At 68.7% G+C, this 12,740-nt stretch carries 11 protein-coding genes and 1 pseudogene; 6 read left to right on the plus strand and 6 right to left on the minus strand.

What is annotated here, in order from left to right; genetic code table 11:
* Nucleotides 1-13: 13 nt before the first annotated feature.
* Nucleotides 14-343, minus strand: a complete 330-nt coding sequence (locus tag AC5RTY_RS06055; protein ID WP_494139224.1) for a hypothetical protein — start codon at nt 341-343, stop codon at nt 14-16.
* 103 nt (nt 344-446) lie between these two features.
* Nucleotides 447-1,319 carry an endonuclease NucS domain-containing protein gene (locus tag AC5RTY_RS06060; RefSeq protein WP_494139225.1) on the minus strand — a complete coding sequence of 291 codons (873 nt, stop codon included), beginning with the start codon at nt 1,317-1,319 and terminating at the stop codon, nt 447-449.
* Nucleotides 1,320-1,635: 316 nt separating this feature from the next.
* Between AC5RTY_RS06060 and AC5RTY_RS06065 the strand changes: the two genes are divergently transcribed.
* The 3 genes from AC5RTY_RS06065 (at nt 1,636) to holA (ending at nt 6,351) form a co-directional block, all read left to right on the plus strand.
* Nucleotides 1,636-2,442: a ComEA family DNA-binding protein gene (locus AC5RTY_RS06065; protein ID WP_494139226.1), complete on the plus strand. Its 807-nt coding sequence runs from the start codon at nt 1,636-1,638 to the stop codon at nt 2,440-2,442.
* 569 nt (nt 2,443-3,011) lie between these two features.
* A complete protein-coding gene (locus AC5RTY_RS06070; protein WP_494139227.1) occupies nt 3,012-5,201 on the plus strand; it encodes a ComEC/Rec2 family competence protein in 2,190 nt (729 codons plus the stop codon).
* A gap of 142 nt (nt 5,202-5,343) precedes the next feature.
* Nucleotides 5,344-6,351: a DNA polymerase III subunit delta gene (gene holA / locus AC5RTY_RS06075; RefSeq protein ID WP_494139228.1), complete on the plus strand. Its 1,008-nt coding sequence runs from the start codon at nt 5,344-5,346 to the stop codon at nt 6,349-6,351.
* Nucleotides 6,352-6,482: 131 nt separating this feature from the next.
* Here the strand turns inward: holA and AC5RTY_RS06080 are convergent.
* The 3 genes and pseudogenes from AC5RTY_RS06080 to AC5RTY_RS06090 all read right to left on the minus strand — a co-directional run.
* Nucleotides 6,483-6,899: pseudogene (locus AC5RTY_RS06080) on the minus strand (DUF2231 domain-containing protein); the annotation flags it as partial.
* A 196-nt stretch (nt 6,900-7,095) separates the two neighbouring features.
* Nucleotides 7,096-7,356: a 30S ribosomal protein S20 gene (gene rpsT, locus AC5RTY_RS06085; RefSeq protein ID WP_493978395.1), complete on the minus strand. Its 261-nt coding sequence runs from the start codon at nt 7,354-7,356 to the stop codon at nt 7,096-7,098.
* A 268-nt stretch (nt 7,357-7,624) separates the two neighbouring features.
* Nucleotides 7,625-8,203 (minus strand): type II toxin-antitoxin system PemK/MazF family toxin, encoded by a 579-nt coding sequence (locus tag AC5RTY_RS06090; protein ID WP_494139229.1) that lies wholly within the window; start codon nt 8,201-8,203, stop codon nt 7,625-7,627.
* 266 nt (nt 8,204-8,469) lie between these two features.
* Between AC5RTY_RS06090 and lepA the strand changes: the two genes are divergently transcribed.
* Nucleotides 8,470-10,323, plus strand: coding sequence for a translation elongation factor 4 (lepA, locus tag AC5RTY_RS06095; protein WP_493999775.1), 1,854 nt, complete (start codon nt 8,470-8,472; stop codon nt 10,321-10,323).
* Nucleotides 10,324-10,370: 47 nt separating this feature from the next.
* Nucleotides 10,371-11,600 carry a radical SAM family heme chaperone HemW gene (hemW, locus tag AC5RTY_RS06100; protein WP_494139230.1) on the plus strand — a complete coding sequence of 410 codons (1,230 nt, stop codon included), beginning with the start codon at nt 10,371-10,373 and terminating at the stop codon, nt 11,598-11,600.
* Here the strand turns inward: hemW and AC5RTY_RS06105 are convergent.
* Entirely contained in the window at nt 11,548-12,174 is a 627-nt protein-coding gene (locus AC5RTY_RS06105) for a TetR-like C-terminal domain-containing protein (RefSeq protein WP_494139231.1), read from the minus strand. The genes hemW and AC5RTY_RS06105 overlap by 53 nt on opposite strands.
* 55 nt (nt 12,175-12,229) lie before the next feature.
* On the opposite strand from AC5RTY_RS06105, the gene AC5RTY_RS06110 reads away from it, so the two are divergent.
* On the plus strand, nt 12,230-12,715 hold the full coding sequence (locus tag AC5RTY_RS06110) for a DUF4188 domain-containing protein (RefSeq protein ID WP_494139232.1): 486 nt from the start codon (nt 12,230-12,232) through the stop codon (nt 12,713-12,715).
* Nucleotides 12,716-12,740: the final 25 nt, after the last annotated feature.

Genomic DNA, 12,740 nt, shown 5'->3' on the forward strand with positions numbered 1-12,740 from the left:
CTAGATTCACCGATCAGCAGCTGGGGTCGCGGCCTAATCGGTGCGAAGAAATAAAGCGGGGTTTGGGAGAGGTGGAGCTGCCGGTCGCGCGACCGGGCAGGGGCGCGAGGGAGCGGGATCCTCCGTGTGCTTGTGGCGTTACTTCGTCACCGTCTTCGACGTCGCACCTATTGCCCGCGACGCTTCGCTGAATGTGACCCGGTACTTTTTTGGCAGCCCGCTTTACCTTGCCCGACGCCTTGCCGCCCTTCTGGTCCACAGTCTTGATGGTCTTCCATTGACTGCCGGACTTGACCTGGAACTTTGCCTTCTTGGCGTTATACGCGGTGAACTTCTCCGCCATTAAGCCGGAACAGTTTCAAATCAGCCACGGAACGGTCCTTTTTCCTTTGATGTGCCGGTACAACGCTGCTGCTACTAACCTTCCAGCGCACGACTAGACGCGGTCATGATTCCAAGTGGAACTCAACCCGGTACCTCATGAACCGTATGTTTTTGGCAATGCACAGTGCCCGGCGAATCTTCAAATCGTCCTCTTGGGCAATGATTACACCCTCAACGCTCTGACCGGGTTCGAGCAGGGCTTCCTGAACGAACCCCATATAGCGCTGGATTTGGCCGACGACGGCGTCGCTGGCTCGTCCCCGCTTTAGCTCAACGACGAGCAGCTTGGTTCGGTCCTTGCTGATCGCGAGAATGTCCATTGGCCCGGTGTCAGTGAGGTACTGCTGGCCCTTGAGCTGGCCGTCTTCCTCGTAGATGTCGTATTCCCGGCCCAATGTAGTGCTGCGCCAGTTGTGGACCAGGAAGTCTTCGAGCTGCTTCTCCATCTGAAACGCAAGCTGGTCTTCGACCTGCGAGGAGATTGCTTGTGCGATAGGTTGGGCCGGGTCTGCCAGCTGTGTGAGGGCGGCAAGCTCTGCCGTGTGCGCGGTCAGTTGAAACACCGTCATCATCGAACCAGTCGAGGACGCCAAGGTCGGGCTCATATCGTCCTTGTTCAGCGTTCCCTTCCAGTCGACCCGACGCCGGTGTGGAAGTTCAGTGCCGGGATGATACTCATAGGGCCCGGTGACAATGCCGTACTGGTAAGTCCGCCCCGGTTTCGGCGCAAGCACCATGTCGCCTTCGCCGATGCCCTCACATGCGGCCCACAGGTTGCCCATGGCAAGGCCGGCGGCGATACGCGACTTGTCCGGGTACATGTTGAGGAACACACTGTTCATCGCACTTCGGAAGGCCTCGGCCCCGCGGCCTAGGTGGGGCTTGATGTCATAGTCACCGATGAAGTCGACGCCCATGTAGCCAGCTTCGATCATCTCCTCTGCGTTCCTGCCGCCCGTTCCTTGGCGGACTACCCATGCTGTCGTCAATACTCGCTCCCAGTGTTCATGTCCCAAGGGGACACACGTTCTTCCTTACTTGAACCTATCCCACAGGGCCCCGTCGCACCTGTCGACCCCCGCATCGCTTCAGCCCCGCAGGCAGATTTCGCGGCGTCTTAGTGGTCGTCGCGTCGCCCACGCCGCCCCTGGGCCGAGCCTCCTCTCCTCCACATAGGTGCCGCCGGAGCGGCTCTCCACGAGTGCTTGCCAGCTGGGCAGGGCAGCAGCACCGCCGACCTAGTGTTGCCGCATGGGCCGACACCGCTGGCTTCCGTCAACCGCCCGCGGCGGCATCGCGTCGCAGCCGCGGCGAACTCCGCGCTTCCGCATAGCCCTCGGGGCCGCATTCGTGGTAGCCGGTCTGTGCCTGGGCTATGGACTTGTTTCGCTGGCCACCGCAGATGTGAGTCGCTCGGCTGCTCCCATCCTGGATAGCATCCCGCTGGCGTCCGAGCCGGCTGCCGGCCCTTCTGCCGACGAGGAAAGGGAAGGGGAGCCCCCAGCCCCGCCCTCCGCCGCCGGCGAGGACGGTACGGAGACCGCGGGTGCACCGTCAGGCGGCGGCCTCGACATCATCGTCCATGTGGCCGGGGCCGTTGCCTCGCCGGGGATCGTTCGGCTGGCCGACGGCTCCAGGGTGTTCGAGGCCATCGACGCGGCCGGGGGTGCGACGAAGAAGGCCCAGCTCGAGGCGCTGAACCTCGCGGCGCCGCTGACCGACGGACAGCAGGTCTACGTGCCCACGCCGGATGCGCCCGGGCCGCCACAACCGGCGGCCGGTTCGGGAGGTGGCGGCGGTGCAGGTGTGGGCTCCGGCGGCGGGGAAGCTGAACCCGGCGGGGGCGGTGCCGGTGAGGGTCCGGCTGCCAAGATCAACATCAATACGGCGACGGCCGAGGAGCTCCTCGAGCTGCCCCGGGTAGGACCGGTTCTTGCCGCCCGGATTGTCGAGTTCCGCGAGCAGCACGGCCCGTACGGGCAGCCATCGGATCTTGATGCAGTGCCCGGCATCGGGCCGGTCATGCTGGAGTCGTTGGTGGAGCTGGTGTCGGTATGAGCCGGCCGCCGCGCTGGCAGCGGTACGCGGATGCGGCCCGACGTCCTTCTGTCGTCAGGCCGGACCAGAATGAGGGAGGACAGCCGCCCAGACGGCGCAGCGACTTGGGCCGGCGGTTGCTGCGCCACGTCAAGCCAGATCCCGCTGCCGCTGGGGCCGCCGCGGCGGAGGCCGACGGCCGGCGCCTGGATCTTCGTCTGGGGCTCGTCGCGGCGGCATGCTGGGCAGCTGCGCTGGCGCTGCCACACGCGCCGCCGGGGGTGGCCCTGCTGTCCGCGGGCGTGCTGTTGGGAACCGCCTGTGCAACGGCCACCCGTTTGCTGTTGCCGCTGCGGCCGGTCCGGCTCCTGCCTCGACCTGCCAGCTTGCCGGCACGCCACCATCGGACCAGGCCCCGGGAAGACCCGCCTCAGCCAAGATCCCCCCGGCAGGCAAGTCTGCACCACCCACACGCCCGGCAGCAGGGGCACCCGCCTCAATCCCGCGTCCGACCTCGGCGCGGCGGCGGCGCGGGAGGCATTGCCGTCGTCGTTGTGCTGTGCAGTTGCACCGGGCTGCTGGCACTGACGGTGGGGCTGCAGCAGGCGGAGCGGCTGGCGGGGCCGATCGGGACGGCCATCAGCGCCGAGCAGACCATCACGGCCCGCCTGGTAGCGACCGGGGACGCCGCGGAGGTCAAGGCGCCGCCGCAGTTTGGCAGCGGGCCGCGTTTCCACCTGACCGCGACCATCGTCGAGGCCACAGCCGGCCGCGTGCGGTTCGAGGCCGACACGCCGGTGCTGGTCCTCGGCGGGCCGGAGTGGTCCCACGTGCGGTTCGGCGAGCGGCTGCGGACCTCCGGCAAGCTCGTCCGGGCGGACCCGGGCCAGGCCGTCGACGCCCTGCTGATAGCAGCCACCTCCCCGTCGGAGCGCTCGGCACCACCCCTGGACGCGTGGGTCTCGGCCCTGCGCGGCCAGTTCGTGGTGGCGCTGGCGGGATTGCCACCCGACGCCCGGGGGCTCCTTCCCGGGATGGTGCTGGGGGACAAGGAACACCAGGGTGCGGACCTCGAGGAGGCCATGCGGCGTACCGGGTTGACGCACCTTCTCACCGTCAGCGGCGCCAATGTTTCGTATGTGCTGGCCTTCATCTACCTGCTCGGATCGGTGGTCCGCCTGCCCCGATGGGCCAAGGCGGTTGCGGGCCTTGTTGGTCTCGCCGGATTCGTGCTGCTGGTCCGGCCGGAGCCCAGCGTGCTGCGGGCGGCGGTGATGGGATCGCTGGGAGTGGTTTCGGTACTGAGCGGAAGGCGCAGGGCAGCGCTGTCCTTCTTGGCCGTTGCGGTGCTGGTGTTGCTGATCGTCGATCCGTGGCTGGCGGCCAGCTACAGCTTCGTGCTCTCGGTGTTGGCAACCCTCTCGCTCGTGCTGCTGGGGACCGCGTGCTCCCGCCGCCTGCAGCGCTTCCTGCCGGTCCCGCTGGCGCACGCGGTCGCCATGCCGCTGGCGGCGCAGGTCTTCTGTGCCCCGGTCATTGTCCAGCTCCAGCCCGAACTGGCCTTGTATGCAGTCCCCGCCAACGTGGCTGCGGGTCCGCTGGTCCCCTTCATCACGGTCGCCGGGATGATCGGGACGGGGCTGCTGCCGCTGTTGCCCGGACCGGGCGCCGCGGTGCTGCATGCCGCGGGCTGGATGACCTTGTGGATTGCAGGGGTCGCCCGCTGGTTCTCCGAATTGCCCATGGCCGCGCTGCCGTGGGCTGGTGGCTCGCTGGGTGCCGCCGGAGCGGCGGGTGCCGGTTTGGCGCTCCTGTGGGGATTGCGGGCCGCGAACAGGCGGCGGGCTCCGCAGGAGCAACACCAAGGGTCCGACGACGACGCCGGGTCGGAGTTGCGGGGGCGCGGCTTCGCTTCCGGCATGCGCCCTACGTTGCTCAAGCTGATCTGTTGGACGGCCCTGCCCGGGCTCGCGGCAGGGGCGCTGGCGGGTGCGCTGCTGCGGCCGGCACCGTCGGGGGAGTGGGACGTGGCGGCCTGCGACGTGGGACAGGGTGACGGGTTGGTGGTGCGCACAGGCGAGGGCAGCGCGATCGTGGTGGATACCGGACCCGACCCGGAGGCGATGGGCCGGTGCCTTGACGGACTCGGCGTGGAAAGGATCGACCTGCTGGTCCTGACGCACATGCATTTGGACCACTATGGCGGACTCGCGGGAGCCGTTGAGGGACGGCAGACAGCGCGGGTGCTGTACTCGAGCGCCGAGGCAGCGCCACCGGCTTCCGTGCTGGCCTCGCTTGAGGACCGGCGGCTGCAGGCAGAACGTGCCTTCGCGGGCTTGTCCGGCTCGTCCGGCGCAGTTGCCTGGACGGTGCACTGGCCGGTGGAGGGCAGCGCCGGCCTGTCCGAAAACGACGCGAGCATAGTCCTCGACCTCACCCTGCCGTCGCCTGCCGGGGGATCGACGCGGATGCTGCTGACCGGCGACCTGGAGGAGGAGCAATTGCCGGCCCTGATACGCCGGTTGGGACCGGACTTCGCCGTCGACGTGCTCAAGGTCAGCCATCACGGCGCACGGAACGGGGGAACCGCACTCATCACCGCGCTGCGGCCGGCGGCGGCCCTGATCTCCGTGGGCGCCGGCAACGATTACGGCCATCCGGCGGGCGAAATCCTGGCGGCGCTCCAGGCGGCCGGCGCGCACGTCCTCAGGACCGACGAGCTGGGAACGGTCCTCGTGGACGTCGGCGACCGGGAACTGTCCGTCCGCGCCAACAGGTAGGCGGGTGGCGAGACCCGAGCCGGCCGGCCTGGGTGAACTGAGCCCGGCGGGTTGCGGAGAGCCAAGCCAGACGCGCGGGCAACTACTTTGGGCAAAAGGCACGGATCGTGAAACTCTTGACCTGAACAAGGAGGAAACTGCCGTGAACCCGCCACCCGGATCCCGCTCTTCGGCCGCCAAGAAGAGTGCCGTCACCGTCTCCTGGCGTGACGTCGAGCCGGCCGCCGTCGTGCTCGTCAGCGGTCCGGAAGAGTACTTGGCCCACCGGGCCAAGGAACGCATCCGGGGCCTCCTGCGCGGCCAGCACCCGGACCTCGAGCTGGTCCAGCTCGATGCCTCCGCCTACACCACCGGCGAGCTCACCATGCTGGCCAGCCCCAGCCTTTTCGGAGAAGCGAAACTCATCGAGGCGTCGTCCCTGGCGCAGATGAACGACGAGTTCCTCACGGACCTGCTGGCCTATGTGACGGCACCGGCCGAGGACGTCTGGCTCGTCCTGCACCACGGGGGCGGAACCCGCGGCAAGAAACTGCTGGACGCGGTCAAGGCTTCCGGCGCCCCCGTTGTCGACTGCCAGGCCATGAAAAAGGACTCCGAGAAACTGGAATTCGTCAGGCAGGAGTTCAAGTCGGCCCGCCGGGCCATCGAACCCGCCGCGGCCCAGGCCCTGGTGGCCGCCGTCGGCTCGTCCCTTCCGGACCTGGCAGCCGCCTGTTCCCAATTGATTTCCGACGCCGACAGCGCGGTCACCGAAGAGACGGTCGAGAAGTACTACGGCGGGCGGGTCGAGGCCACCGGATTCAAAGTCGCGGATGCGGCCGTATCCGGCCGCGGCGCGGCCGCGCTGTCGTCCCTCCGGCACGCCCTGGCCACCGGGGTGGATCCCGTGCCGATCGTTGCCGTGCTGGCCATGAAGCTGCGCCAGATTGCCAAGGTCAAGAGCGCGTCGGCCAATGCGCGCGATCTGGGCATGGCGCCGTGGCAGTTCGACCAGGCCCGCAGGGACGCGCGGCTGTGGGAATCAGATGCCCTGGCCCGCTGCATCCAGGTTTTGGCCGAGACCGACGCCCAGGTCAAAGGCGAGGGACGCGACCCGGAATATGCCGTGGAGCGGGCCGTTACCTTGATCGCCACCAGCGCGCGCCGCTGAACCTCAGGCGCCGCTGGCTCTTCCGCCGCGTCCCCGGAGCCGGCTGCCCATGTAGCCGCCGAGGAAACCCCGGTGATCGCAACGGCTGAGCCTGCCCGCGCCAGGCCGATCCCCAGCCTCTGACGTCCCTTCCGGCGGGCCAGCCACGAGCCGGCGAATACCAGGGTGGCTGCCGAGGTTGCCGCTGAATGCAAAACGCCGATGCGCCGCGTGGCCGGGTCCGCCGTGGTCCATTCGGCCAGGCCGGCCACTGCAGTGGGGAGGGCGGCCAGCACCCCCACACCCACCAGACGGCGGGCGGCCAGGCGCTCTCCACCGTCGTCGTCAAACAAGTCGAGGAACACGGCCATGAACCAGGCGCCGAACGGCGCGTCGGTCAGGATCGCATGCGGCGGGATGGCTGTGTCCACCCCGCTGAAGAACCGTTTGAGCACGGGCCTTCCGACCAGGGGAGCCCCCAGCCCGCCCAGCACCCCGACCGCCCCGTCCAGCGCCGGGGACCGCCCCACCCGGTCGACTAACCGCAGGTAGGCATTCGAGCCGTTCATTTCCCCGCCCCCTTCCCGCCCGAGATACCGGCGCGCGCAGACCCCCGGCGCCCGCGGACACAACCAAAGGTACCCTCCGGGCGGGCCGTCGTCTGCAGCCGGACGGCCGGACGCACAAAGGCCGGAGGCCGCCACCCCGAACGGGTGGCGGCCTCCGGCCTTGGCTTAGGTCGGCCTCTCGGCCGGAACGCGCTGCTTAGAGCGCGTTGACCTTCTTGGCCAGCGAAGACTTGTGGTTCGCGGCGTTGTTCTTGTGGATGACACCCTTGCTGACGGCCTTGTCGAGCTTCCGGCTCGCGGCAACCAGGGCGGTGGCGGCGGCGTCCTGGTCAGCGGACTGGACGGCACCGGTCACGGCGCGGATGGCGGTCTTCAGCTCGGACCGAACCGAGATGTTGCGCTGGCGTGCCTTCTCGTTGGTGAGGATGCGCTTCTTCTGGGACTTGATATTGGCCACGAAATAACTCTCTTTGTTGAGGAACTTGGTCTTTTGAGGGCAGTCGGTCCGGTCATTGACTGAGCGGCGTGGGGTACCGTAATGGCAACCGGCCCGAGGTGCCCGTCGACCTGCGCGGACACACAGCTATAAATGTTAGCAGATCCGTGCTCAGGGCGGCGGATCTGCGGGTGACCGACACGCCGCGCCCCGGCGGCGGGCCTGCGGGCGGCCGACACGCCGCGGGCCCGACTGGTGCACAGCCCGGGACCGCCGGCCGCCCCTCCGATCACCTCCAGCCGCGGCGGCGCATGGCCCGGGCAACCTCGTCGAACGAGGCCCGCGGCAGCGCCGCTCCTTCGCGCCGGACCCGATCCGGCTCCAGTTGCAGCACGCGGTCGAGCTTGACTTCACTCGGGCGGCCCCGGACGTCCCAGGCGCCGGAGCCCAGATCCAGGTAGTCGCCGTCGCGCCGGCCGTCGTTGTTCCGGTCCCGTGTGGTCAGCATGAGCGCCAGCAAGCGGCCGCGGTGGTAGCCGATGACCAGGACGGGCCGGTCCTTGCCCCGCGTGTGGTCCTCTTCGTAGGGCACCCACGTCCAGACGATCTCGCCGGGATCCGGCGCGCCGTCGGCCTCGGGGGAGTAGCTGATGGTCCCGGTGCCCCGGTAGTCGCCCGGATACGGCCTGCCCGGGCCGGTTTCCGCGCCCCGGGGACCGGCCACACCTCCGGGAGGCCGGCCCTGCCTGCCGGCCACCGGGCCGCGCCGTTGCGAGGAACCTCCGGAGCGTCCGGCACGGGACAGCCCGCGGACGGCCCGGACGGCGGAGCGAAGGAGACGGTTGAGGCCGCGCTGGGAAAATGCCATGGCCCTAGGCTACCGACGGCGGCACGTGTGGGAAATCGGCGCGTCTGCCGTTTCGGCACGGCCGCGATATGGGCGGGTCTGCCGTTTCGGCACCACCGCGAGAGCGGCGGGTCCGTCGATCCGGCACATGAGCGATCTCGCCAGCTACGCGCCCGGGTGCGCGGATCACGGGCCGGCGTGGGACACTTATAGTTGAGCAAATTCAGCGTGCTGGTCGACCCGGCCGCATTGCCGTAGCCCGCTTGTCTGAGAGTAAGGAACCATCTGTGTCACCGATGGCCCGCACCGCGCCGGTGCCTGCCGCCACCGATCCGGCGATCATCAGGAACTTTTGCATCATCGCCCACATCGACCACGGCAAGTCCACTCTTGCCGACCGGATGCTCCAGCTCACCGGCGTGGTCCAGCCGCGCGACATGAAGGCCCAGTATTTGGACCGGATGGACATCGAGCGGGAACGCGGCATCACCATCAAGTCCCAGGCCGTTCGCATGCCGTGGGAGCTTGACGACGTCAGTTACGCCCTGAACATGATCGACACCCCGGGCCACGTGGACTTCACCTATGAAGTTTCGCGGTCGCTGGCAGCCTGCGAAGGCGCGGTCCTGCTGGTGGACGCGGCCCAGGGCATCGAGGCCCAGACGCTGGCCAACCTCTACCTGGCGATGGAGAACGACCTCACCATCATCCCGGTCCTGAACAAGATCGACCTGCCGGCCGCGCAGCCGGAAAAGTACGCGGCCGAGCTGGCGAACCTGATCGGCGGCGATCCCGAAGACGTGCTGAAGGTCTCCGGCAAGACCGGCGTGGGCGTCGAAGCGCTGCTGGACAAGATCGTGCGCGACCTGCCGGCACCGACGGGCGACGCGGACGCACCGGCCCGCGCGATGATCTTCGACTCGGTCTACGACACCTACCGCGGTGTGGTCACGTATGTCCGGGTGGTCGACGGCAAGCTCTCGCCGCGCGAACGCATCCAGATGATGTCCACCCGGGCCAGCCACGAGCTGCTCGAGATCGGGGTCAGCTCGCCCGAACCCACCCCGTCCAACGGCCTGGGCGTCGGGGAGGTCGGCTACCTGATCACCGGTGTGAAGGACGTCCGCCAGTCCAAGGTCGGCGACACCGTCACCAACCTGCTCAAGCCGGCAGCGGAGTCCCTCGGCGGCTACGCAGACCCCAAGCCCATGGTCTTTTCCGGGCTCTACCCGATCGACGGCACGGACTACCCGGTACTGCGCGACGCGCTGGACAAGCTCAAGCTCAACGACGCGGCACTGATCTACGAGCCGGAGACCTCCGCCGCCCTCGGCTTCGGCTTCCGCGTCGGCTTCCTCGGGCTGCTGCACCTGGAAATCACCCGGGAACGGCTCGAGGCCGAGTTCAACCTGGACCTGATCTCCACGGCCCCCAACGTGGTCTACGAGGTCACGCTGGAGGACAAGAAGGTCCTGACGGTCACCAACCCGAGCGAATATCCCGACGGGAAGGTTTCCGAGGTCCGCGAGCCGATGGTCTCGGCGACCATCCTCGCGCCCAACGAGTTCGTCGGCACGATCATGGAGCTCTGCCAAGGCCGCCGCGGCGAGATGAAGGGGATGGACTACCTTTCCGAGGACCGCGTGGAGCTGCGCTACCGGCTGCCGCTGGCGGAAATCGTCTTCGACTTCTTCGACAACCTCAAGTCGCGCACCCGCGGCTATGCCTCGCTGGACTGGAAGGCCGACGGCGAGCAGGTGGCCGACCTGGTCAAGGTGGACATCCTGCTGCAGGGCGAACAGGTCGACGCGTTCAGCGCCATCACGCACCGCGAGAAGGCCTACAGCTACGGCGTGATGATGACCTCCAAGCTGCGCGAACTCATCCCGCGCCAGCAGTTCGAGGTACCCATCCAGGCCGCCATCGGTTCCCGCATCATCGCGCGCGAAAACATCCGCGCCATCCGCAAGGACGTGCTGGCCAAGTGCTACGGCGGCGACATCTCCCGCAAGCGCAAGCTGCTGGAGAAGCAGAAGGAAGGCAAGAAGCGGATGAAGATGGTCGGCCGCGTGGAGGTCCCGCAGGAGGCCTTCATCGCCGCGCTGTCGTCGGATGACTCCAAGGACAAGGCAAAGAAGTAGTTCCGCAGTGCTTGTGACAACAACGACGACGGCGGAGGCGCGCCTCAGTGCCTAGCGTCCTGCCCCTGGGGGACCCTGCGCCGGCCGACGGCCTGCTGCCCGCGCAGGCGGCGGCCGGCGCGGAGGACCGCGCGTTCTGCCTGTATGTGCACATCCCGTTCTGCCGGGTGCGCTGCGGCTACTGCGATTTCAACACGTACACCGCCAAGGAACTGGGTTCCGGCGCGTCGCAGGATGAATACTCGGGCACCCTGAACACGGAGCTGGAGCTGGCCGCGCGGGTCCTGCGCGATTCCGGCGTGCCGGACCGGCCGCTGTCCACGGTGTTCTTTGGGGGTGGCACGCCCACCCTGCTGCCGGCGGCGGACCTGGCGTCCATGCTGCGCCGGGCCGCGGGCCTGTGGGGTTTGGAGCCGGGCGCCGAGGTCACCACGGAGGCCAACCCGGACTCGGTGACGCCGCAGTCACTGGAGATCCTGGCGGACGCCGGATTCACCCGGGTGTCCTTCGGCATGCAGTCGGCCGTGCCGCACGTCCTGCAGGTGCTCGACCGCACGCATGACCCGGAGCGGGTGCCGCAGGCGGTGCAGTGGGCACGCGACGCCGGGCTGAACGTCAGCCTCGACCTGATCTACGGCACGCCGGGCGAATCCATCGCGGACTGGGAAGTCAGCCTCGACTCCGCGATCGCCTGCGCGCCGGACCATATCTCCGCCTACGCCCTGATCGTCGAGGAAGGCACCAAGCTTGCCGCCCAGATCCGGCGCGGCGAAGTGCACGGCATCGACGACGACGACCATGCCGCCAAGTATGAGATCGCCGACGCGCGGCTCGGCGCGGCAGGCTTCGGCTGGTACGAGGTCAGCAACTGGGCCCGCACTCCCGAGGACCGCTGCCGGCACAACCTGGCCTACTGGCGCGGGGACGACTGGTGGGGAGCCGGTCCGGGCGCACATTCGCACGTGGGCGGCGTCCGGTGGTGGAACGTGAAGCACCCCGCGGCGTACGCCCAGCGGCTGGCCACGGGGGTATCTCCGGCAGCCGGCCGCGAAACGCTGGACACCGGCACCCGCCAGCTGGAACACGTGATGCTCCAGACCCGCATCATCGACGGGCTGCAGACCCGGGACCTGGGCCCGAACGGCCGGAAGGCCGTGGCCGGGCTGATCGCCGACGCCCTGGTCGACCCGGCCGCGGCCTTCGCCGGGACCATCCGGCTCACCCTCAAGGGCCGGCTGCTGGCCGATGCCGTGGTGCGGCGGCTGCTCGAGGACTGACCGTGCCGGCCTCCAGCGACCGGCCGATCCGGTGCAGGGCCGCCTCGTAGGCGGAGTCCCAGCTCCACCCGGCCGCCGGCGCGCCCGCGAGCTCCAACGAGACGAGCCCGTGGACCTGGCCCCACACCACGCCCACCATGGACGCGACGTCGTCGTCCGACGCCCCGGGCAGGGCGGCGGCGACGGCGGCAAACAGCGGCGCGATCGCCGGTTCCGCGGCGCCGGGCGTCGGCTGGCACGGCACCTGGCTGGCCAGTGAGCCGCCGAACATGAGCCCATACAGGACCGGATGCTCCAGGGCCCACGCCCGGTAAGCCTTGCCCAGCGCCTCCAGTCCGTCGGGAGCGGCGCGCTGCTGGGAGGCCGCGAAGGAGGCGAAACCGTCGTCGAGGATGGCGGTGAGCAGCTCCGCCTTCCCGCCGAAGAGCGAGTACACCGCCGTCGTCGACGTCCCGGCCGCCGCCGCGATCGCCCGGAGCGACACGGCGGGGGCGCCGTCGCGGGCGATCAGGGCCGCGGCAGTATCGAGGAGTGTGCGGCGCAGCGAATCATCGTGGACTATGGGTCTTGCCATGACCCCAGTATTCCATAACAATGTTCTGTAACACTGTTACGAAAGGAATCGGCTCATGTCGGAACACGTACACACAGGACGGTACACAGCCGATCCGGGCGGCGAACGGGTCACGGTCTTCCTCATCGGGATGCGGGCGAACCGCTGGTGGAAGATCGGCAAGGTGGCCCGCACCGCGTCGGCAATGCCGGCGATGCTGGCGCACCTGGCGGCATCGCCGGAGGCCGGTCTGCTGGGCTTCCACCAATGGTTCGGGCGCACCACGATCATGCTCAGCTACTGGAAGAGCCCGGAACATCTGCAGCGGTTCGCGTCCGACCGCTCGGCGCCACACCTGGAACCCTGGCGGCGGTTCATGCGCGAATCGGCAGGCAGCGGGGACGTCGGCGTATGGCACGAAACGTACGAGACGGTGCCGGGGGGCCGGGAGAGTGTCTACAGCGACATGCCGCGCTTCGGTCTGGCCGCGGCGACCGCCCACGTGCCGATCGCGGCGGGGATGAACACCGCCCGCCAGCGGTTCTCCCGGCAGGCAGGGTAGGAGGGGGGCAGGGCCGGCAGGGCTA

Source organism: Arthrobacter sp. Y3224055 (assembly GCF_059090825.1).

What these genes read in the sequence shown, in the direction of transcription:
- AC5RTY_RS06110 (WP_494139232.1), top strand. Translation starts at nt 12,230, where the DNA reads ATGTCGGAACACGTACACACAGGACGGTACACAGCCGATCCGGGCGGC.
- AC5RTY_RS06060 (WP_494139225.1), bottom strand. Translation starts at nt 1,319, where the DNA reads ATGATCGAAGCTGGCTACATGGGCGTCGACTTCATCGGTGACTATGAC.
- AC5RTY_RS06090 (WP_494139229.1), bottom strand. Translation starts at nt 8,203, where the DNA reads ATGGCATTTTCCCAGCGCGGCCTCAACCGTCTCCTTCGCTCCGCCGTC.
- AC5RTY_RS06065 (WP_494139226.1), top strand. Translation starts at nt 1,636, where the DNA reads ATGGGCCGACACCGCTGGCTTCCGTCAACCGCCCGCGGCGGCATCGCG.
- AC5RTY_RS06055 (WP_494139224.1), bottom strand. Translation starts at nt 343, where the DNA reads ATGGCGGAGAAGTTCACCGCGTATAACGCCAAGAAGGCAAAGTTCCAG.
- AC5RTY_RS06105 (WP_494139231.1), bottom strand. Translation starts at nt 12,174, where the DNA reads ATGGCAAGACCCATAGTCCACGATGATTCGCTGCGCCGCACACTCCTC.